This window comes from Microbacterium sp. 3J1, from assembly GCF_001049495.1.
Lineage (GTDB): Bacteria > Actinomycetota > Actinomycetes > Actinomycetales > Microbacteriaceae > Microbacterium.
Genome location: NZ_CDWI01000007.1, coordinates 142,564 through 161,196, shown reverse-complemented (window position 1 = coordinate 161,196; position 18,633 = coordinate 142,564). Strand labels below are relative to the sequence as shown.

Annotated in this window: 20 protein-coding genes; 12 read left to right on the top strand and 8 right to left on the bottom strand. The window is 70.5% G+C overall.

Features of this window, described 5'->3' with window-relative positions; all coding sequences use genetic code 11:
* Nucleotides 1-110: 110 nt before the first annotated feature.
* Nucleotides 111-1,397, bottom strand: a complete 1,287-nt coding sequence (locus BN2660_RS04220; protein ID WP_091227698.1) for an Nramp family divalent metal transporter — start codon at nt 1,395-1,397, stop codon at nt 111-113.
* A gap of 69 nt (nt 1,398-1,466) precedes the next feature.
* Here BN2660_RS04220 and BN2660_RS04215 point away from each other — a divergent pair, with 69 nt between their 5' ends.
* Together BN2660_RS04215 and BN2660_RS04210 are read left to right on the top strand one after the other, a co-directional pair.
* The gene (locus tag BN2660_RS04215; protein WP_091227696.1) at nt 1,467-2,126 is read left to right on the top strand and encodes a TrmH family RNA methyltransferase; all 660 of its coding nucleotides are present in this window, start codon (nt 1,467-1,469) and stop codon (nt 2,124-2,126) included.
* 57 nt (nt 2,127-2,183) lie between these two features.
* Nucleotides 2,184-2,651: a VOC family protein gene (locus BN2660_RS04210; RefSeq protein ID WP_091227693.1), complete on the top strand. Its 468-nt coding sequence runs from the start codon at nt 2,184-2,186 to the stop codon at nt 2,649-2,651.
* A gap of 12 nt (nt 2,652-2,663) precedes the next feature.
* Here the strand turns inward: BN2660_RS04210 and BN2660_RS04205 are convergent, their stop codons facing one another.
* Nucleotides 2,664-3,983 (bottom strand): MATE family efflux transporter, encoded by a 1,320-nt coding sequence (locus BN2660_RS04205; protein WP_091227690.1) that lies wholly within the window; start codon nt 3,981-3,983, stop codon nt 2,664-2,666.
* 87 nt (nt 3,984-4,070) lie between these two features.
* On the opposite strand from BN2660_RS04205, the gene BN2660_RS04200 reads away from it, so the two are divergent.
* A complete protein-coding gene (locus BN2660_RS04200; protein ID WP_255305019.1) occupies nt 4,071-4,628 on the top strand; it encodes a DnaJ family domain-containing protein in 558 nt (185 codons plus the stop codon).
* A 41-nt stretch (nt 4,629-4,669) separates the two neighbouring features.
* On the opposite strand, the gene BN2660_RS04195 is transcribed toward BN2660_RS04200, so the two are convergent.
* Nucleotides 4,670-5,806, bottom strand: a complete 1,137-nt coding sequence (locus tag BN2660_RS04195; RefSeq protein ID WP_091227684.1) for a sensor histidine kinase — start codon at nt 5,804-5,806, stop codon at nt 4,670-4,672.
* The gene (locus BN2660_RS04190; RefSeq protein ID WP_091227681.1) at nt 5,806-6,525 is read right to left on the bottom strand and encodes a response regulator transcription factor; all 720 of its coding nucleotides are present in this window, start codon (nt 6,523-6,525) and stop codon (nt 5,806-5,808) included. Before BN2660_RS04190 ends, BN2660_RS04195 begins: the two co-directional genes overlap by 1 nt.
* A gap of 122 nt (nt 6,526-6,647) precedes the next feature.
* Here BN2660_RS04190 and BN2660_RS04185 point away from each other — a divergent pair, with 122 nt between their 5' ends.
* The 3 genes from BN2660_RS04185 to BN2660_RS04175 are packed head-to-tail and all read left to right on the top strand — an operon-like array spanning nt 6,648 to nt 8,661.
* The gene (locus BN2660_RS04185) at nt 6,648-7,310 is read left to right on the top strand and encodes a glycosyltransferase family 2 protein (RefSeq protein WP_091227679.1); all 663 of its coding nucleotides are present in this window, start codon (nt 6,648-6,650) and stop codon (nt 7,308-7,310) included.
* Nucleotides 7,307-7,999, top strand: a complete 693-nt coding sequence (locus tag BN2660_RS04180; RefSeq protein WP_091227677.1) for a TIGR04282 family arsenosugar biosynthesis glycosyltransferase — start codon at nt 7,307-7,309, stop codon at nt 7,997-7,999. The genes BN2660_RS04185 and BN2660_RS04180 overlap by 4 nt, the downstream gene beginning before the upstream one ends.
* Complete coding sequence (locus tag BN2660_RS04175) at nt 7,996-8,661, top strand: class I SAM-dependent methyltransferase (protein WP_091227675.1); 666 nt, start codon at nt 7,996-7,998, stop codon at nt 8,659-8,661. The genes BN2660_RS04180 and BN2660_RS04175 overlap by 4 nt, the downstream gene beginning before the upstream one ends.
* On the opposite strand, the gene BN2660_RS04170 is transcribed toward BN2660_RS04175, so the two are convergent.
* The 3 genes from BN2660_RS04170 to BN2660_RS16740 are packed head-to-tail and all read right to left on the bottom strand — an operon-like array spanning nt 8,623 to nt 10,053.
* Nucleotides 8,623-8,847, bottom strand: a complete 225-nt coding sequence (locus BN2660_RS04170) for a hypothetical protein (protein ID WP_091227672.1) — start codon at nt 8,845-8,847, stop codon at nt 8,623-8,625. The genes BN2660_RS04175 and BN2660_RS04170 overlap by 39 nt on opposite strands.
* Nucleotides 8,847-9,446: a molybdopterin-dependent oxidoreductase gene (locus BN2660_RS16745; RefSeq protein ID WP_255305018.1), complete on the bottom strand. Its 600-nt coding sequence runs from the start codon at nt 9,444-9,446 to the stop codon at nt 8,847-8,849. The genes BN2660_RS04170 and BN2660_RS16745 overlap by 1 nt, the downstream gene beginning before the upstream one ends.
* Nucleotides 9,436-10,053 (bottom strand): hypothetical protein, encoded by a 618-nt coding sequence (locus BN2660_RS16740; RefSeq protein ID WP_255305017.1) that lies wholly within the window; start codon nt 10,051-10,053, stop codon nt 9,436-9,438. Before BN2660_RS16740 ends, BN2660_RS16745 begins: the two co-directional genes overlap by 11 nt.
* A gap of 157 nt (nt 10,054-10,210) precedes the next feature.
* On the opposite strand from BN2660_RS16740, the gene BN2660_RS04160 reads away from it, so the two are divergent.
* From BN2660_RS04160 to BN2660_RS04135, 6 genes are all read left to right on the top strand, one after another.
* The gene (locus BN2660_RS04160; RefSeq protein WP_091227670.1) at nt 10,211-11,068 is read left to right on the top strand and encodes an MTAP family purine nucleoside phosphorylase; all 858 of its coding nucleotides are present in this window, start codon (nt 10,211-10,213) and stop codon (nt 11,066-11,068) included.
* The gene (locus BN2660_RS04155; protein ID WP_218054099.1) at nt 11,068-12,129 is read left to right on the top strand and encodes an NAD-dependent epimerase/dehydratase family protein; all 1,062 of its coding nucleotides are present in this window, start codon (nt 11,068-11,070) and stop codon (nt 12,127-12,129) included. The genes BN2660_RS04160 and BN2660_RS04155 overlap by 1 nt, the downstream gene beginning before the upstream one ends.
* Nucleotides 12,126-13,502: a hypothetical protein gene (locus BN2660_RS04150; RefSeq protein WP_091227665.1), complete on the top strand. Its 1,377-nt coding sequence runs from the start codon at nt 12,126-12,128 to the stop codon at nt 13,500-13,502. Before BN2660_RS04155 ends, BN2660_RS04150 begins: the two co-directional genes overlap by 4 nt.
* A gap of 38 nt (nt 13,503-13,540) precedes the next feature.
* Complete coding sequence (locus BN2660_RS04145; protein ID WP_091227663.1) at nt 13,541-15,526, top strand: M13 family metallopeptidase; 1,986 nt, start codon at nt 13,541-13,543, stop codon at nt 15,524-15,526.
* A 180-nt stretch (nt 15,527-15,706) separates the two neighbouring features.
* The gene (locus tag BN2660_RS04140) at nt 15,707-16,630 is read left to right on the top strand and encodes a serine hydrolase (protein WP_255305016.1); all 924 of its coding nucleotides are present in this window, start codon (nt 15,707-15,709) and stop codon (nt 16,628-16,630) included.
* A 52-nt stretch (nt 16,631-16,682) separates the two neighbouring features.
* Nucleotides 16,683-17,093, top strand: a complete 411-nt coding sequence (locus BN2660_RS04135) for a hypothetical protein (protein WP_091227661.1) — start codon at nt 16,683-16,685, stop codon at nt 17,091-17,093.
* A gap of 31 nt (nt 17,094-17,124) precedes the next feature.
* On the opposite strand, the gene BN2660_RS04130 is transcribed toward BN2660_RS04135, so the two are convergent.
* Entirely contained in the window at nt 17,125-18,567 is a 1,443-nt protein-coding gene (locus BN2660_RS04130) for an MFS transporter (RefSeq protein ID WP_091227659.1), read from the bottom strand.
* Nucleotides 18,568-18,633: the final 66 nt, after the last annotated feature.

The following is an 18,633-nucleotide window of genomic DNA, read 5'->3' as shown; positions in this document are numbered from 1 at the left end:
GCATCCGCTGAAGCGCGGGTGACAGACCGCCGCCTCGAGCCGACTCCTTCCCGTGCCGGCTCGGGGCGGTTCTGCGTGCCTCGCGGGGGCGTGGCAGGAGCGTCGGGCGCTCACGCCCCGGTGAGCACCAGCCAGAGCAGCGTGCCGTTGAGGGTGATGAGCAGGACGGATGCCACGATGCCGGCCGTCGTCGTCCACACCCGGTTCGCCCACGGGCCCAGGGTCCGCCGCTGCGCGGTGAGGGCCACGAGCGGGATCAGTGCGAACGGGATGCCGAAGGACAGCACCACCTGGCTGAGCACGAGCGCGAGGGTCGGGTCGACGCCGAGACCCAGGATCACGAGGGCGGGCACGAGGGTCACCAGTCGGCGCGCGAGCAGGGGGATGCGCACGTGCAGCAGGCCGTGCATGATCTCCGCACCCGCGTACGCGCCGACCGAGGTGGAGGCGAGACCCGATGCGAGGAGTCCGATGGCGAAGAACGTCGCCACGACCGACCCGAGTCCGGCCTCGAGGGCGGCGTGGGCGCCCTCGAGCGAGTCGGTCCCCTCGACCCCGGCGAGGTTCGCGGCGGCCAGAAGCAGGATGCCGAGGTTCACCGTCCCGGCGATCACCATGGCGATGGTCACGTCCCAGCGGGTGGCGGTCAGCAGGCGTCGGATGCGTGACGTCTCGGTGCGGGCCGCCTCGGTCGGCGCGTGGACCGCTGCGGAGCCGAATCGGTCACGGGTCAGGGAGGAGTGCGCGTAGATCGCGTGCGGCATGATCGTCGCGCCGAGGATGGAGGCTGCGAGCAGCACCGACCCGGTGCCCTCGAATCGAGGCACGAGACCCGAGGCCACGCCCGCGGCATCCGGAGGAGCGATGAAGAGTCCGGCGACGAAACCCACGGCGATGATCGCCATGAGACCGATGATCACGAACTCGAAGGTCCGCGGCCCGCGGCGGCTCTGCACGGCGAGGAGGATCATCGACACCGCCCCGGTGATGAGTCCGCCGAGCAGCAGCGGGATGTCGAACAGCAGATACAGGGCCACGGCGCCGCCGATGACCTCCGCGAGGTCGGTCGCCATGGCGACGAGTTCGGCCTGCAGCCAATAGGCCCGTCGCGCCCACGGCTTCGTGAGGCGGCTGCCCAGGACCTCCGGCAGACTCTGCCCGGTGACGACGCCGAGCTTGGCGGAGAGGTACTGGATGAGCCAGGCCATGATGTTGCCGACGACCACGACCCAGACGAGCAGGTAGCCGTATTGGGCGCCCGCGGTCATGTTGCTCGCGACGTTGCCCGGATCCAGATAGGCGACGCCGGCGACGAGGGCGGGCCCGAGCAGCCAGAGGCTGCGGGGCGCGGTGGCCCGCACCGAGGGAGCGCCGTCGATCGCTGCAGTTTTAGGCATGCCGAAATCGTAGCCGACTTTTCGGCATACCTAAATATCGGATTCGCGCACGGCGGCTAGCCTGAGCGGATGCAGCACGAGACGTCGGCCGGTGCCGAGGACGCGAACGACTCACCCGCGCAGCCCGGTCATGGCGTCGGGCCGTGGCCCGGCGGCGAGGAGGAATGGCCGGACGACCCCCGGTACGACCGCGAGCTGCTCGCCTCGGGGGACACCCGCAACGTGATCGACCGCTACCGCTACTGGCGCATGGAGGCGATCGTCGCCGATCTCGACACGAAGCGGCATCCGTTCCACGTCGCCATCGAGAACTGGCAGCACGACATGAACATCGGCTCGATCGTGCGCAGCGCCAACGCGTTCCTCGCCGACACCGTGCACATCATCGGGCGCCGGCGCTGGAACAAGCGCGGCGCCATGGTCACCGACCGCTACCAGCACGTCGTGCACCACGACGACGTCGAGTCCTTCGCCGCCTGGGCGCAGGGCGAAGGCATCCCCATCATCGCGGTCGACAACGTCGAGGGCGCCGTGCGGGTCGACCGTGCCGAGCTGCCCCAGAGCTGCGTCCTCCTGTTCGGACAGGAGGGACCCGGACTGTCGGATGCGGCGCTCGCCGCGGCATCCGCCCATGTGGAGATCACCCAGTACGGCTCGACCCGCTCGATCAACGCCAGTGCCGCAGCCGCCGTGATCATGTACGAGTGGTGCCGCAGGCACGCGGACTGACCCCCTCGACACGGTCCGGCGACCGGCGTAGCGTGAGTGCCGATCGAGGAGACCGCCATGGCAGATCTGACCCCCATCCGTCCGTTCCTCTGGTTCGACGGCCGTGCGCAGGAGGCGATGGACTACTACGTCTCCGTCTTCCCGAACTCGTCCGTCGATGCGGTCGTCCACTATCCCGACGAGTCGCTCGACCGCCACTTCCAGGGCATGGGCGGCAAGGTCATCAACGGCGAGTTCACCCTGAACGGGATGCCGTTCGGATGCCTCGACGGCGGGCCGGAGTTCGCCTTCAACGAGTCCATCTCGTTCGTGGTCGCCTGTGAGGATCAGGCCGAGATCGATCGCTACTGGGCGGCGCTCTCCGCCGTGCCCGAGGCCGAGGCGTGCGGCTGGTGCAAGGACCGGTTCGGCGTGAGCTGGCAGATCGTCCCGGCGGGCCTCGATCTGCTGCAGCAGCGTCCCGAGCAGATCCAGGCGTTCATGCAGATGAAGAAGATCGTGATCGCCGAGCTCGAGGGCGTGTGAGCCGACGGCCCGTCAGCCGCCGGCGGTGAGCCAGCGTCCTGAGCGCACCCGCCATCCGAGCGTCGCCAGGCGCGCGAGCAGGTACACGCCGAAGAACGCGACCGCGAGCCAGACCAGCCCTGCCCAGCCGTCGACGCCGGTCGCCGCGATGATCCAGAGCGCGGGAAGGAACGGCACGAGGTTCAGGCCGCCCGCAAGGGCCAGGTAGCGGGCGTCGTTCGCGCCCATCAGGACCCCGTCGAGCACGAACACCACCCCGGCGACCGGCTGCGCCAGCGCCAGCACGAGAAGCGCGGGCTGCACGAGTTCCGCGACGCGCGCATCTCCCGTGAACACGATGCCGAGCACGCCGGAGAGAGCGGCGATGAGCGCCCCGACGATGACGCCGAACCACGCGCCCCAGGCCACCGTGCGCCCGAGCACGCGCTGCACCTGCCGCTCGTCGCCTGCGCCCAGCTCTTTGCCGATGAGCGCCTGGGCGGCGATGGCCAGCGCATCGAGGGCGAAGGCGGCGGCCGAGAAGATGGTGAAGACGATCTGCCAGCCCGCGAGCTCGCCGGTGCCGATGCCGGTCGCGACGGCGACGGTCGCCAGGAGAGCAAGACGCAGGCTCACGGTGCGGAGGAACAGCCATCCGCCCGACCGGGCGGTGCTGCCGAGGCCTTCGCGTCGTGCCCGCAGCGAGGCGTCGTGTCTGGTCGCGAGCCGACGGATCACGAGCACGTAGGCGCCGACCATGCCCCACTGCGCGACGACGGTGCCGGCGGCCGACCCCGCGATGCCCCAGCCCAGGCCGTAGATGAAGAGGACGTTGAGCAGCGCGTTCGCGCCGAAGCCGAGGCCGGCGATCCACAGCGGCGTCACCGTGTCCTGCATCCCGCGGAGCAGACCCGTGGCCGCGAAGACGATCAGCATCGCCGGAAGGCCCCACATCGAGATGACGAGGTACGCGTTGGCGTCGGCGGCCACGGCGTCGCTCGCGCCGAACAGCGAGACGAGCCAGGGTGAGGATGCGGCTCCCGCGGCGGCCAGCACCGCCCCGATCGCGAGGGCGAGCCACATGCCGTTGATGCCGACCGAGACCGCCTCGCCGGGCCGACCGGCGCCGAACAGCCGGGCGACGGCCGGAGTGGTCGAGTAGGCGAGGAAGACCATGAGGCCGACGATCGTCTGCAGCACCGCGCCCGCGATGCCGAGACCGGCGAGCGGCGTGGTGCCCAGGTGGCCCACGAGCGCCGCGTCGACGATGAGGAACGCCGGCTCGGCGATGAGGGCGCCGAGCGCGGGGACGGCGAGGCGCAGGATCTCTCGGTTGAGGGTGCGCCCGGTCATGCTCCGAGCCTATGGGCTGCCGCGGACGGAGCCTCTGCCGCCCCTCCGGTCGTACCCTGGAAGCACCGGATGCGACGGAGGTGCATCATGACGGATCCACGGGAGGCCGCGGCGAGATATCGCGCGCGGCAGCAGCAGGGGAGCTCCGAGGAGGATGCCGACTCAGGTCAGGCGCCCGAGATCTCAGCGGCCACGGATCGTGCGGCGTTCATCGAGACCGCGATCCAGGTCGCCATCCGCCGCGGCGACTTCGACGACCTGCCGGGGGCGGGCAAGCCGATCGAGGGCCTCGGCACGCATCACGACCCCGACTGGTGGATCCGCCGGAAGATCGAACAGGAGAACCTGACGGGCCTCGGTCCGCCTGCCATCCTGCTCCGCACGGAAGATCGCGACCTCGACGACCAGCTCGACCTCCTCGGACGCGAGTCCGACGTGCGAGACGTGCTGGCGGACTTCAATCGCCGCGTCATCGAGGCGCGCCGCCAGCTGCAGGGCGGCCCGCCCGTCGTGACGACCCCGCGGGACATCGATGCCGAGGTGGCGGCCTGGGCGGAACGTCGAGCGGCCCGCTTCGCCGCGCGCGCCGAGGAGACGCCGCAGCCGCAGAGGCGGCGCCGGTTCGGCATCCGCCGCAGAGGCTGAAGCCGCAGGCGGAGATCCTGCGGTACGGGTCGACTCCGCCGTCAGACCGCGGTGGGCAGCCGGATGTCGAACCGGGATCCGGTGCCGTCGTTGTGGGCGCTGATCTCGCCGCGGTGCGCCTCGACGATCCCGCGCGCGATCGCGAGGCCCAGCCCGGCACCGCTGGTGCCGTGGATGCCGTCCCTCGGCGTGCGGGCGTCAGTGCCGCGCCATCCCGGCTCGAACACCCGCGTCAGGTCGTCATGGGCGATGCCGGTGCCCGAATCGCGCACGGAGAGCACCATCGCCTCGTCTTCGCGCGCGGTGCTGATGCGGATGGTGCCGCCGTTCGGGGTGTGCTCGAGTGCATTGGCGAGCAGATTCACCATCACTCGAGCCAGCTCGCGCGCATCGCCGACGACGACGTGATCGGGACTCGACAGCTCGACGAGCGCGATCTGCTTCGCCCGCGCGATCGGGGCGAGCTCGGCCACCGCGTCGCTGACGAGGTCGTGCAACGACATCGGCTCGAGCTCGAGGACGAGTGTTCCCGACGTGATCTTCGAGAGCTGGAACAGGCTGTCGACGAGATCCGTCATGTGGTCGATCTGGCGGCGCATCTGACGATGGAATCGTGCCGGGTCCTCGGCGAGCCCGTCGTCGAGGGCCTCGGTCATCACGCGGAGGCCCGCGAGGGGGCTCCGCAGGTCGTGCGAGATCCAGGCGATCAGTTCCCGTCGCGAACGATCGAGCAGCTGCACCTCGTCGCGGGCGGCGGCCAGACGCTCGCTGGTGGAGATGAGTTCCTGCGCGACCCGGGCGAAGTCCGCATTCACGGCGAGCCGCTCTGAACGGTGGAGCCGCTCGCCGTCGCCGACGGAGTGGGTGAGTCGTTCCAGTGAGCGCGCGCCGCGCACGAGCTGCGCGGCCATCAGCAAGGCCACGATCAGCGCCACGACGGCCGAGATGACCGTGACGACGACGACGACGAGGAGGTCGTGCGGCGAGATGTACATCGCTTCGGCGACGGCGAGCACGCCCGCAGCGAGCGAGAGCACCACGGCGAGGATCACGACGCTCATCTGCAGCATCAGCGACCGGCGTCGCAGCAGCCACAGGGAGATCACGCCCAGGGCGCTGACGAGCAGTGCCCATGCCAGGGCGATGCCCGCGATCGCCACGACGTCGGCGAACGGCATCAGGGCGTCTCCAGCTCGAGCCGGTATCCGACACCCCACACCGTGATGAGGACGCGCGGGTTGCCGGGGTCGTCCTCGATCTTCTCGCGCAGACGGCGGGTGGTGACGGTGACGGTCGAGAGGTCGCCGATGTCCCATCCCCACACGCCTCTCAGCAGGGTCGGCCGATCGAAGGTCTGTCTCGGGTGCTTGAGGAAGAAGGCGAACAGGTCGAACTCCCGGACCGACAGCTCCAGCGGGACGCCGTCTCTGGTCACGATGCGCGCTGAGGGGTCGAGCCGGAACGGACCGATGTCGAACGGCGCCTCTCTGGCGTACTCGGGCAGGCTCCGCCGCAGCACCGAGGTGACCCGGAGAACCAGCTCCCTCGGCGAGAACGGCTTGACCACGTAGTCGTCCGCGCCGGCCTCCAGCCCGTCGATGCGGTCCTCCTCGGAGCCGAGCGCGGTGAGCATGATGATCGGCACCGTGGACTCCGCGCGGATGCGCCGACAGACCTCGGACCCGTCGATGCCCGGGAGCATCCTGTCGAGCACGACGAGATCGGGCGACGTCTCGGCGACCGCCGCAAGCCCCGAGAAGCTGTCGGTCGCCGTGTCGACGAGATAGCCGGCGGCGCGCAGGTAGGTGTGCACGACCTCGTTCACCGTCGGATCGTCCTCGATCACGAGCACGCGGCGATCCGCGAGATCTGCGTCGTCACCTCGGGTCTGCGACATGGTCTCATCGTATGGTCGGGTATCCGCCGGGGGTGGACGGATTCGGCCGCCGAGAGCATCCTTCCTCGATTCGTAAGGAGTTGACCGGGTGGCCGACGCCCGACGATCCCTAGCGTCTCGGTATGAGCATCCGCACCGACGTCGTCCTCCCGTGTCTGAACGAGGCGGCCGCGCTGCCCGGCGTCCTCGCCGGGCTTCCCGAGGGAGCGCGCGCCATCGTCGTCGACAACGGGTCCACCGACGAGTCGGCGGCGATCGCCCGCAGCGCGGGAGCCCTGGTCGTCGATGCCGAGCGCCGCGGCTACGGAGCGGCCGTGCACGCGGGACTGTGCGCTGCGACCGCTCCGGTGGTCGCGTTCTGCGATGCCGACGGGTCGTTCGATCTGGGCCAGCTCGATCGCGTCGCCGGGCCGGTGCTCCGCGGCGACAGCGACCTCGTCTTCGGGCGACGTCGCCCTGTGAGCGTACGCGCCTGGCCGGTGCACGCACGCGTCGCGAACACTGCTCTGCTCTCGACCGTCCGTCGGCGCACGGGGCTCACCCTGCGCGATCTGGGCCCGTTCCGCGCCGGGCGACGTGATCAGCTGCTCGCTCTGGGCATGGAGGACCGGCGCAGCGGCTACCCTCTCGAGCTGCTTCTCCGAGCCTGGTCGGCCGGACTCCGCATCGCCGAGGTCGACGTCGACTACCACCCGAGATCCGGTCGATCGAAGGTCACCGGAACGGTGCACGGCACGATCACCGCTGTCGGCGACATGCAGCGGATGCTGCGGAGACTGGCATGAGCGCGACGACGACCACCATCGTGGTCATGGCGAAGGAGTGCCTGCCCGGTCGGGTCAAGACCAGACTGCATCCTCCGCTCACGCTCGACGATGCGGCCCGCGTGGCCGCCGCGAGCCTGGCGGACACGCTCGACACCGTGGTCGGCACCGGTCTCGACGTGGTCGTGTGCGCCCAGGGCGAGGTTCCGGTGCCCGCGGGCGTCGCGGTGATCCCGCAGGTCGCGGGCGGACTCGACGAGCGCATCGCCGCTGCGTTCGATGCGGTGGACGGGCGCGTCCTGCTCATCGGCATGGACACCCCTCAGTGCGATCCGCAGCTGCTCGTGGGCATCGCGGCGGACTGGCCGGACGACGTCGACGCGTTCTTCGGAGCGGCTCACGACGGAGGCTTCTGGCTGCTCGGCCTCGAAGGTCCGCGATCGGAACGGCTCGTCGGCCTCCGACGCGGTGACCTCGTGCGCGGCGTGCCGATGTCGACGGCCGAGACGGGGCGGAGGCAGCGGGCACGGCTGGTCGACGCGGGCCTGCGGGTCGCCGAGGTCGCCGCGCTCACGGACATCGACGACCTCGCATCGCTCCGCGAGGTGTCCCGCGATCTGGTGCCGGGAGGCCGTCTCGCCCGACTGCTGCCCGAGCTCGGGGTGCTCGACGCATCCCACCCGACAGCGGAACGCGGTGGTGCATCGTGAGCTCACCGGCGGCGCACTTCGGGGCAGGCGGCGACGCACCGTACGACATCGCGCTGCGGAACGGCGGAGGCACTCTGCGGCTGGTCGAGATCGGCGAGGGCAGCGGGCGACGCGTCGAGATCGGCCGGTTCCTCGCCGCCGCCGATGCTGCCGACGACTCGGTGATCGCGCGCATCCGCGGTCCGGTGCTCGACGTCGGGTGCGGGCCGGGGCGGATCGTCCATGCGGCGATCCTCGCGGGGCGTCTCAGCCTCGGCGTCGACGTGTCCCGGACCGCTGTCGAGCATGCGAGACAGCGCGGACTGCCCGCTCTGCATCGCTCGGTCTTCGAACCGCTTCCCCAGGAGGGCTCTTGGAGGGCTCTGCTCCTGATGGACGGGAACATCGGCATCGGAGGGGCGCCGCACGTGCTGCTCGAGCGCTGCGCGCAGATCATCTCGACGCGAGGCAGCATCTTCGTCGAGGTCGATCCCGAGCCGACGACCGACCGCGGCTACGCGGCGACGGTGGTCGACGAGGACGGTCGATCGAGCTCGCCCTTCCCCTGGTACGACGTCGGCGCCGCCGCGCTGCGCACTCGCCTGAAGGGGTCACGTCTCGAGATCACCGAGACATGGGAGGTCTCAGGGCGAGCCTTCGTCCGCGTCGAGCGTCGGCTCTGAGCGACGCAGACGGTGTCGCACGGCGCTGACCACGACGAGGAATCCGTCATGGATGACGACCACGGCGATCAGCCAGACGAGAACGCCGATCAGCTGGGGAACATCCTGCCTCGTCAGCAGCCACCATCCCCCGCATCCGAGCAGCAGGATGCCGATGAGGACGAGCGTCGTCCGGGCGGCGCGCATCACGCCTCCTCGATCGACATCAGCCACTTCGTCTGCAGCACGCCGGGCCGGCCGGGCGCGATGATCCGCGCGGGGAATCCGTGGTCCAGGTCGAGGCGCTCTCCGTTCACGCGCAGGGCCACGAGGGTCCGAGGGTCCCGCGCGTAGGGCGCGGACATCGTCGTCTCGCCGAAGGCGCCGCGTCGCTGCATGCTCCGCACGCGGACGGTGGCGTCCTCGGGTGCATCGACGAGGTCGAGCAGGTCCCGCAGTGGCACGCCCGTCCACGTCGCATCGACCGTCCATCCCTCCACGCAGGAGATCGGCAGCACCTCGGCGCTCTGCGCGAGGGCGTCCAGATCGGCGAGCGAGAGGGCGAGGGTCGATCGGCCGACGAGCCGCAGCGTCCACTCGGGGTCGAGAGCGAGGGCGGTCACGTCGGCCTGACGTGCCGAGCGGTTCACGGGGAGATCCTGGGGGCTGGCCGATCTCGACCGGGGCTCCTTCAGGCTGAAGGGACCCAGTGGCGACACGGAGTGCGCCAGGGCGGCCGCGCCGAGGAGAGCGGAACCGGCACCGACTCCCCAGAGGAACCGGCGCCGCGAGAGGTCATCGCTCATCCGAGGCTCCCTCCGACCGGTGCGCCGTCTGGGATCCCGGCTCGGTTCCCGACTCCGACCCCGCACCCCAGGCGCGCACGATCGCGGGCAGGTGCACAGCGATGTGCACGGCCATGGCGCCGATCAGCACCCAGGCCAGGGCGAAGTGGGTGCGGCGGAACGAGAAGTCCCACGGGTACCACTGCAGCACGTTGAGGACGCCTGTGATCGGCTCCATCAGCGCGGTGGCGACGAGCACGGCGAGACTCACCCGCTCGAGGAGGTGAGAGAGGCTGCGCACCGGCGGCCAGGCGAAGAGCTTCGGGAACACGACCCAGAGCTTCGCCAGCAGCAGGGGGATGAGCGCGGAGCCGACCACGACATGCGCGCCCTGGGTCCAGGCGTAGAGATGGATCGGTGCCACGGGAAGCGGCAGCCAGGGCAGGGGATCCTGCAGCAGATGACTGTAGAGGCCGGTGAGGAAGCAGACGACGAAGGCCGCACCGAGCAGGCGTCCGACCACGACCGCGTTCCGCGTCGTCCGCAGGGGCGAGCCCAAGGCGCGCTGCACTCGCGTCGACCGATCCTGCAGCGCGACGGACATCCGCTCGGTGATCGATCCGGTCATTCCCGCGCTCCCATGTCCTCAGTATGGGAACGCCGTCCTGCTCGATGGCGCGAATCCGCTTACAGAGCGATGACGCCTGCGGGCCGGATCGGAGTTGTCACCGCGATGTAAGGAAAAGGTGCACCGTCGGGTGGGCGCTCCTCGCCAGTCTGGAGGGATGAGCGCAGCAGCGAAGACGCCGACTGACGGTGCGATCGAGATCGCGGTGATCGGAGGATCAGGATTCGAAGGCCTCGAACTCGGCGATCGCGTCGTGCATCCTCCGCGGGAATCGCCCTGGGGGACGGTTCCCGAGATCGCCGTGGGCGACCTCGCCGGGCGCCGGGTGGCGTTCGCTCCTCGACACGGAGCCGGGCATCGGATGCCGCCGCACCGGGTCAACGCGCGGGCGCTGCTGTGGGGACTGCGGACCCTGGGGGCGCGTGTGCTCGTCTCGACCAACGCGGTCGGCGGGCTGGACGCCCGGCTGGGCCCCGGTGACTTCGTGCTCACGGACCAGCTCATCGACCGCACTCACGGTCGCGCGGACACCTACTTCGACGGAGAGCCGGGGGGTGCCGGAGTGCAGCATCTTCCGTTCGCCGAGCCCTACGATCGGCGTCTGCGGGAGATCGCGTTCGCCGTGCTCGACGACGCGGGAGAGCGGGTTCATCCGGCCGGCACGAGCGTCGTGATCCAAGGGCCGCGATTCGCGACGGCCGCCGAGGCGGCCTGGCACCGGGCGATGGGCGCGCAGCTGGTCAATATGACCCAGCTGCCCGAGGCGGCGCTCGCCGCGGAGCTGGGCTTCGCCCACCTGAACATCGCGATCGTGACCGACACCGACACCGAGCACGGTGACACCGACACCGACACGTCCGCCACGGCCGAGCGCGTGTTCGCCGTGATGGCCGGGGCGCAGCCACGCCTGAGCGCAGCGGTCGCGGCGATCATCGCCGCGATCCCCGCCGACCACGAACCCACGCCCCGGCTTGCTCCGGAGGCCGTCGACCTCATCATCAGCGCGCAGGCATGATGGGGCGGCTGCTGATCACCGGCGGCGCCGGTTTCATCGGCTCGGCGATCGTCGACGAGGCGCTCGCCGAGGGCTGGCAGGTGCGCGTGCTCGATTCGCTGCGTCCCGACGTCCACGGGCCCGGGCGCCCCTCGCGCACGGACGTCGAGTTCGTGCTGGCCGACGTGCGCGACGAGGATGCCGTGCGCGACGCGCTGCGCGGCGTCGATGCCGTATGCCATCAGGCAGCCAAAGTCGGGCTGGGGGTCGGCATCCGTGATGCGCCCGACTACGTCTCCACCAACTCCCTCGGCACAGCGGGGCTGCTCGCCGCGATGGCTGCGGTCGGCGTCGAACGGCTCGTGCTCGCCTCGTCGATGGTCGTCTACGGCGAGGGGCTCTACCTCGACGGAGATCGGCGGATGCAGCCTCCACCGCGCCGTCGAGCCGATCTCGAGGCCGGACGCTTCGAGCCTCTCTCGGAACGGACGGGCGAGGTGCTCGAGCCGGTCGCGATCGGGGAGGATCAGCCCTGCGATCCCCGCAACGTGTACGCGGCGACGAAGCTCGAGCAGGAGCTGCTGGCCCGCACCTGGTCGCAGGGCGGAGGAGCGGCCGCCCTGTTGCGGTATCACAACGTCTACGGCCCGGGGATGCCGCAGGGCACGCCGTACGCGGGGGTCGCATCGCTGTTCCGATCGGCGCTGGAGAGGGGCGAGGCGCCTCGCGTCTTCGAGGACGGGAATCAGAAGCGCGACTTCATCCATGTCCGCGATGTCGCTCGTGCGAACATCTCGGCGCTCCGGTGGACGCAGCACGTCGAGGGCGGCGCCGCCCGGGCATTCAACGTCGCGACGGGTGTGCCGCACACCATAGGCGAGTTCGCGGATGCGCTCGCGCGCGCTTTCGGAGGGCCGACGCCCGTTCGCACAGGGGAGTTCCGCCTGGGCGACGTCCGACACATCACCGCGTCCGCGGATCGGATCACGCGGGAGCTCGGATGGCATCCCGCCGTGGGCTTCGACGACGGCGTGAGCGAGTTCGCCCGAGAGCCGCTGCGCGAGCGGGTGGCCGGGGGATGAGCGCAGGCGGGACGCGCCCCCGGGCGAGGGCGGCGGTCTGGGGTGCGGCGGGAGCCGTGATCCTGATCGCCGCCGCCATCGCGATACCCGCGATGACCGGATGGAACGTCAGGGTCAAGTCGTTCCCGCCCCTGCACGCCGAATGGATGCCGCGCCTGGGGCCCGGGACCCCGTTGGCGGTGCTGCTGGGTGCGGCCGGCGTGATCTGGGGGCCCCGATTGGCCGAGTCGCTGCGTTGGGGGCGCCTGCTGCTGATCTCGTTCGGCGCCTCCGCGCTCTGGCTGTTCGCGCTCGCGACGGTCGACGGGCTCGACGGCATCGGCACGATCCTCGACCATCGGTACGAGTATCTGAACACGGCGCGCGAGATCGACGACGTCGGCGCGACCCTCCGTGAGTACGTCGAGCGCATCCCCTACGCGCACGAGGACAACTGGCCGGTGCACATCGCGGGGCATCCGCCAGGCGCCCTGCTCTTCTTCGTCCTGCTCGTGCGGGTGGGGCTGGGGAGCGCACTCGCCGCGGGGGCGGTGGTGCTGCTGCTGGGGGCGACCACCGTGATGGCGGTGCTGATCACGATGCGGGCGCTCGGGGCCGGAGACCTCGCCCGTCGGGCAGCGCCCTTCCTCGTGTTCACCCCGTCGGCGATCTGGGTCGCCGTGTCGGGCGACGGCATGTTCATGGCGGTGGCGGCCTGGGGCGTGTGCACGCTGGCGCTCGCGACGGCGACGAGGGGCGCGAGCCGCGTCATCTGGTCGGTCGTCGCCGGCCTTCTGCTCGGGTACTGCGTCATGATGTCGTACGGGCTGCCGCTGCTCGGCGTCCTCGCCGTGGCGGTGCTCATCGCCGGGCGGTCATGGGTACCACTCGTCATCGCGGCTGCCGCGGCTCTCGCGGTCGTCCTCCTGTTCGCGCTGAACGGATTCGCCTGGTGGGAGGCCTTCCCGGTGCTGCAGCAGCGGTACTGGGACGGCGTCGCCTCTCGCAGACCGCCGGGCTACTGGCTGTGGGGCAACCTGGCGGCGTTCGCGGTGAGCGCCGGTCCTGCGATCGGCGCGTCTCTCGTCGCCGTGGGCGCGTGGGCGGTCGGATCGATCAGGGGACGCGCGCCGGAAGACGGGGCCGCACGGCGAAGCATCCGCCCTGACCCGCGCGTGATCGTGGTGATCCTGTGCGCCGCCGGATGGCTGATGGTGATGCTCGCCGACCTCTCGAACATGAGCAGGGCGGAGGTCGAACGCATCTGGCTGCCGTTCGTTCCGTGGGCCACGCTCGGTCTCGCCCTCTTCGGACCGAGGGTGCGTCGAGGGCTGCTGATCGGACAGATCGGATTCGCGATCCTGGTGCAGTCGCTGCTGCACACCGGCTGGTGATCATCCGGGTTGTCCCCGGCGGGTCATAGGCTGTTCGCATGACCGACGTGCTCCCCTCCGGCCTCGAGACCTCCGAGTTCAGTTCCGACATCCGCCCGCAGGACGACCTGTACCGCCATGTCAACGGCGCCTGGCTCGAGCGCACCGAGATTCCCGGAGACAAGGCCCGGTGGGGCTCCTTCCACCTGCTCGCCGAGCAGGCCGAGAAGGACGTCCGCGCCATCATCGAGGAGTCGCAGGATGCCGAGGACGGCACCCTCGCCCGCAAGATCGGCGACCTCTTCGCGAGCTTCATGGACACCGAGCGCATCGCCGCGGCCGGCGCCACCCCGCTCGTCTCGACGCTGTCGGAGATCGACGCGATCGACGACATCCCCGAGCTCCTCCGCATCGCGGGCGCCTACGACCGCGACGGCCGCGCCCACCTGATCGGCTTCTACGTCGACGGCGACCCGGGCAACCCCGAGCGCTATCTGCCGGTCGTCGTGCAGTCCGGGCTCTCGCTGCCGGACGAGAGCTACTTCCGGCTCGACACGTTCGCCGAGACGCGGGCTGCGTACCGGTCGCACCTCGAGCGGCTGCTGACCCTCGCCCACATCGAGGACGCCGGGGCGACCGCCGACAGGGCGATCGCGCTCGAGACGGAGCTGGCGGGACACCACTGGGACAACGTGCGCAGCCGCGACGCTGTCGCCACCTACAACCTCAAGACCTGGGACGAGATCCAGGAGCTCGCCGGCGTCGACCTCACTCCGTGGCGCGACGCGGTCGCCCCGGAGCATCCGGAGGCGTTCGCCGAGGTCGTCGTGTCGCAGCCCAGCTTCCTCGAGGGGCTCGGCGGCCTTCTCGTCGCCGAGCGGCTGGACGACTGGAAGGCCTGGCTGCGCGCGCAGGTCGTCCATGCCGCAGCGCCCTATCTGACCGACGACTTCGTGCAGGAGAACTTCTCGTTCTACGGCACCGAGCTCACCGGGGTGCCCACGATCCGCGAGCGGTGGAAGCGCGGTGTCTCGGTCACCGAGAGCGCGCTGAGCGAGGCGATCGGCAAGGTGTACGTCGAGCGCCACTACCCGCCGACGGCGAAGGCGGCGATGGACGAGCTCGTCGCGAACCTCATCGAGGCCTACCGGCAGAGCATCACCGACCTCGAGTGGATGACGGCGGAGACCCGCGAGCGGGCGCTCGCGAAGCTCGACTCCTTCACCCCGAAGATCGGTCACCCCGCGGTCTGGCGTGACTACTCATCGCTCGCGATCGACCGTTCCGACCTGTTCGGCAACGTGCGCCGCGCCGCGATCTTCGAGCACGACCGCAACGTCGCCAAGGTCGGCGCACCCATCGACCGCGACGAATGGCACATGCCGCCGCAGATGGTGAACGCGTACTACAACCCGTCGATGAACGAGATCGTCTTCCCGGCGGCGATCCTGCAGTACCCGTTCTTCGACGCGTCTCGCGATGCAGCGGCGAACTACGGCGGCATCGGGGCGGTCATCGGGCACGAGATCGGGCACGGCTTCGACGACCAGGGCAGCCGCTACGACGGCGACGGCAAGCTCGAGGACTGGTGGACGGATGCCGATCGCTCGGCGTTCGAGGAGCGCACGAAGGCCCTGATCGCCCAGTACGACGAGCTGGTGCCCGAAGGGCTCGACGCCGAGCACCACGTGAACGGCGCCCTCACGATCGGCGAGAACATCGGCGACCTCGGCGGCCTCGGCATCGCGCTGAAGGCGTACGAGCTGTCGCTTCGCTCGAACGCCTCAGGCCCTGAGCCTGTCGAAGGGCCCGTGATCGACGGCTACACGGGTGTGCAGCGCCTGCTGCTGTCGTGGGCGCAGGTGTGGCAGCAGAAGAGCCGTGAGGCCGAGACTCTGCGGCTGCTGACCATCGACCCGCACTCGCCGAACGAGTTCCGATGCAACCAGATCGTCCGCAACATCGACGCGTTCTACGAGGCCTTCGCCGTGACCGAATCCGACGCCCTGTGGCTGCCGCAGGACTCGCGGGTGACGATCTGGTGACACCCGGTCGGTGATGTCCTGCGCCCTGCCGGGGTGCCCTGCTTACCGCCGCGTGACGATCTGATGACCGATTGCCGGAGTGGGTAGGGCATCCTCACTCGGCGGGGTTACGATATCCGTGCTGCGGGGGAGGAACCCCGCAGCATCCCGCCAATCCAACCCCCCTGTTAAGGATCACGCGTGGGTGCTCCCGAGCCTGTCGACGGGCCGTCCCTGGCCTCGCTGCGCCGCTCTCAGCGGACCAGCCGCCGTGTTCCGCGGCGCGCTGCAGCAGGGCGCCGGTCCTTCACCTCGACGCTGCGCGCACTCGAGCAGCTGGCGGATGCGGGGGCGCAGGTCTCGGTGCACGTCGTCGACCTCGACAACCACGTGCACGTCCTCGCGGGCGACGATCATGTGACCATGCCCGTCGCGGGTCTCGGGGTGGTCCCCCTGCTCATCGAGGTCGCGAAGGGCTTCGATGACGGCACCCTCGACCCGCTCGAGATCGTCGACCGCGCCTCGATCGATCCGGTGTCGACGTCGGGGGTCTGGCGGCATCTGCATGCTCCGGCCCTGCCGCTCGAGGACCTCGCCGTGCTCGCGGCGACCGCGGGCGACCCGATCGCCGTGAACGCGCTGCTGCAGAAGGTCGGGCACGATCGGGTGCGCGAGCGCATCGAGAGTCTCGGTCTGCGCCGCACCGCTCTGCTCGACCGGTTCCGCGACGAGCGCGGCCCCGATGACGCCCCGCAGGTCGCCGTCGGCTCCGCTCGCGAGTTCGCCGGGCTGTTCTCCGCCCTCGTGAATTCGCAGGTCGTCAGCCCTCCGGTCAGCGCTCAGGTGTCAGAGTGGCTGAGTCTCAACCAGGACCTCAGCCTCGTGGCCGCGGCCACCGGCCTCGACCCGTTCTCGCACGACCACGATGCGCACGGTCTGCTCTTCGTGAACAAGACGGGCCGCGATCGCGGTGTGCGTGCCGAGGCGGGAGTGCTCGCAGGCCCCCGCGCGGGCGTCGCCTACTCGCTGATCGTCTGCTTCGACGACCTCTCCATCACGCACCGACTGCGCGCCCACGACGTCTTCCGCGTGCTGGGCGTCGAGCTCATGGAGTACACGCACTGAGCTCCCGCGTATTCGGCCGGCAGTCGGCCCGCGTGCTCGCTAGCATCGGGGGATGCCGCTTCCCGACTGGACCCCTCATCGCCGCGACGACGGCGAGCTGCTCGGCTGGATCCACCCCGAGGGCGGCGACTGGGTCGCCGTCGATGTGCTCGGTCGCCCGGCATCCGGCCCGACCGGGTGGCTCGAGGCGGAGGCCGCGCTCGAAGAGCGGGGGATCGCCTGGCTCGCGGATCCCTGGATGCTCGAGGGCGAGGGCGAGGGCGACCAGCCGCTGCGCGTGCGCATCGTCGAGGTCACACCCGATGACGACGGCACGACGGGGCGAATCCTGGTGAAGATCGATGACTTCGGCGACGTCACCCGCCCGCCGTCGACGCCGTTCGTGCTCGGCTGGCCCCTCCCCGATCGATTGCGCCCGCCGCGCCCGCCGCGCCCGACGGATCCCGATCCGCGGGTGTTCTGACGCTCGCGCCTGACCGCTCGCGCCTGACCGTTCAGCTCGGCAGCGAGGGATGCTGTTCCGCCGTCCGTTGGCGCGGGATGAACAGCGACAGCACGAGAGCGACGATGCCGGCGGCGATCGCCAGCCAGAAGCACAGGTCGAACGCCGCGCGCGTGGGCACCGACACCCCTCCGACGTCGACGCTCATCGCCGCGAGGACGCCGCCCATCACCGCCGATGCGCTGGAGGTGCCGACCGAGCGGAAGAGGGCGTTCAGTCCGTTCGACGCCCCCGTCTCGTTCGTCGGCACCGACCGCATGATGATCATGGGCATTGCCGCGAACGTGAATCCGATGCCGACGCCGATGAGCAGGTTGCCGACGAAGATGTGCCAGACCTCGCTCGACCACAGCAGCACGAACACGTAGGCGAGCACGATGGCGCCGGCGCCGACCGTGAAGAGAGGCCGAGGGCCGACGGTGCGCTCGAGCCAGCCGGACAGGGGCGAGATGACCATCATCACGAGACCCGCGGGCATGATCACGAGGGCCGCCGAGACCATGTCGAGCCCGAATCCCGAGCCCGCCGCCACGGGCATCTCCAGCAGCTGCGGGAAGGTCACGTTCGAGGCGAAGAGTGCGAAGCCCATGCCGATGGCCGCGATGTTCGTGAACAGCACGGCCGGGCGGGCGGCGACGCGCAGGTCGAGCAGCGGATCAGCCGTGCGCAGCTGGTACCACCCCCAGGCGAGCAGCACGCCGACTCCGCCGATGATGCAGGTCAGGGTGAGCGGAGCGGTCCAGCCCCACTCCGCACCGCGGGAGACGAACAACAGGATGCCGGTGAGACCGATCGCCAGGCCGATGGCGCCGAGGACGTCGAGGCGGCCGGGGAAGCGGAGGACGTCTTCGGGAACCACGACGAGCACGAGCGCGAGGCCGATGAGGCCGAGCCCGGCGGCCAGCCAGAACAGCCAGTGCCAGTCGGCGTTCTCGGCGAGGAGTGCCGCGACCGGCATCCCGATCGCCCCGCCGACTCCCATGGTCGCGCTCATGAGGGCGACGGCCGTGCCGAGACGCTCGGGGGGCAGCACGTCGCGCATGATCGCGATTCCCAACGGCACCACACCGGTGACGGCGCCCTGCAGCGCGCGTCCGATGATCACCCCGACGATCGAGCCGGAGAGTGCCGCGATGAGGGAGCCGACGATCAGGAGTCCGAGCAGCACGATGACGACGCGGCGCTTGCCGTACATGTCGCCGAGGCGGCCGGATATCGGCGTCGCGACGGCAGCCACGAGCAGGGTGATCGTGACGACCCACGTGGTGTCCTCGCGCGACGCGTTCAGCAGTCGCGGGAGCTCGGCCTGCAGCGGCACGACGAGGGTGAACATGAACGACGAGCAGAGCCCCGCGAAGGCGAGGACCGCCACGATCGCCCATCGAGGAGGTGTCCTGGAGAGCCGTCGGCGTGCGCGATCGTCGTTCTCTCCCATCGCCTCAGGCTATCGGCGATCCCGACATCGGGGCGCGGGCGGCGGCTCCTCGCCGCCCGCCCACCG

What these genes read in the sequence shown, in the direction of transcription:
- BN2660_RS04220 (WP_091227698.1), bottom strand. Translation starts at nt 1,397, where the DNA reads ATGCCTAAAACTGCAGCGATCGACGGCGCTCCCTCGGTGCGGGCCACC.
- BN2660_RS04215 (WP_091227696.1), top strand. Translation starts at nt 1,467, where the DNA reads ATGCAGCACGAGACGTCGGCCGGTGCCGAGGACGCGAACGACTCACCC.
- BN2660_RS04210 (WP_091227693.1), top strand. Translation starts at nt 2,184, where the DNA reads ATGGCAGATCTGACCCCCATCCGTCCGTTCCTCTGGTTCGACGGCCGT.
- BN2660_RS04205 (WP_091227690.1), bottom strand. Translation starts at nt 3,983, where the DNA reads ATGACCGGGCGCACCCTCAACCGAGAGATCCTGCGCCTCGCCGTCCCC.
- BN2660_RS04200 (WP_255305019.1), top strand. Translation starts at nt 4,071, where the DNA reads ATGACGGATCCACGGGAGGCCGCGGCGAGATATCGCGCGCGGCAGCAG.
- BN2660_RS04195 (WP_091227684.1), bottom strand. Translation starts at nt 5,806, where the DNA reads ATGCCGTTCGCCGACGTCGTGGCGATCGCGGGCATCGCCCTGGCATGG.
- BN2660_RS04190 (WP_091227681.1), bottom strand. Translation starts at nt 6,525, where the DNA reads ATGTCGCAGACCCGAGGTGACGACGCAGATCTCGCGGATCGCCGCGTG.
- BN2660_RS04185 (WP_091227679.1), top strand. Translation starts at nt 6,648, where the DNA reads ATGAGCATCCGCACCGACGTCGTCCTCCCGTGTCTGAACGAGGCGGCC.
- BN2660_RS04180 (WP_091227677.1), top strand. Translation starts at nt 7,307, where the DNA reads ATGAGCGCGACGACGACCACCATCGTGGTCATGGCGAAGGAGTGCCTG.
- BN2660_RS04170 (WP_091227672.1), bottom strand. Translation starts at nt 8,847, where the DNA reads ATGCGCGCCGCCCGGACGACGCTCGTCCTCATCGGCATCCTGCTGCTC.
- BN2660_RS16745 (WP_255305018.1), bottom strand. Translation starts at nt 9,446, where the DNA reads ATGAGCGATGACCTCTCGCGGCGCCGGTTCCTCTGGGGAGTCGGTGCC.
- BN2660_RS16740 (WP_255305017.1), bottom strand. Translation starts at nt 10,053, where the DNA reads ATGACCGGATCGATCACCGAGCGGATGTCCGTCGCGCTGCAGGATCGG.
- BN2660_RS04160 (WP_091227670.1), top strand. Translation starts at nt 10,211, where the DNA reads ATGAGCGCAGCAGCGAAGACGCCGACTGACGGTGCGATCGAGATCGCG.
- BN2660_RS04155 (WP_218054099.1), top strand. Translation starts at nt 11,068, where the DNA reads ATGGGGCGGCTGCTGATCACCGGCGGCGCCGGTTTCATCGGCTCGGCG.
- BN2660_RS04150 (WP_091227665.1), top strand. Translation starts at nt 12,126, where the DNA reads ATGAGCGCAGGCGGGACGCGCCCCCGGGCGAGGGCGGCGGTCTGGGGT.
- BN2660_RS04145 (WP_091227663.1), top strand. Translation starts at nt 13,541, where the DNA reads ATGACCGACGTGCTCCCCTCCGGCCTCGAGACCTCCGAGTTCAGTTCC.
- BN2660_RS04135 (WP_091227661.1), top strand. Translation starts at nt 16,683, where the DNA reads ATGCCGCTTCCCGACTGGACCCCTCATCGCCGCGACGACGGCGAGCTG.
- BN2660_RS04130 (WP_091227659.1), bottom strand. Translation starts at nt 18,567, where the DNA reads ATGGGAGAGAACGACGATCGCGCACGCCGACGGCTCTCCAGGACACCT.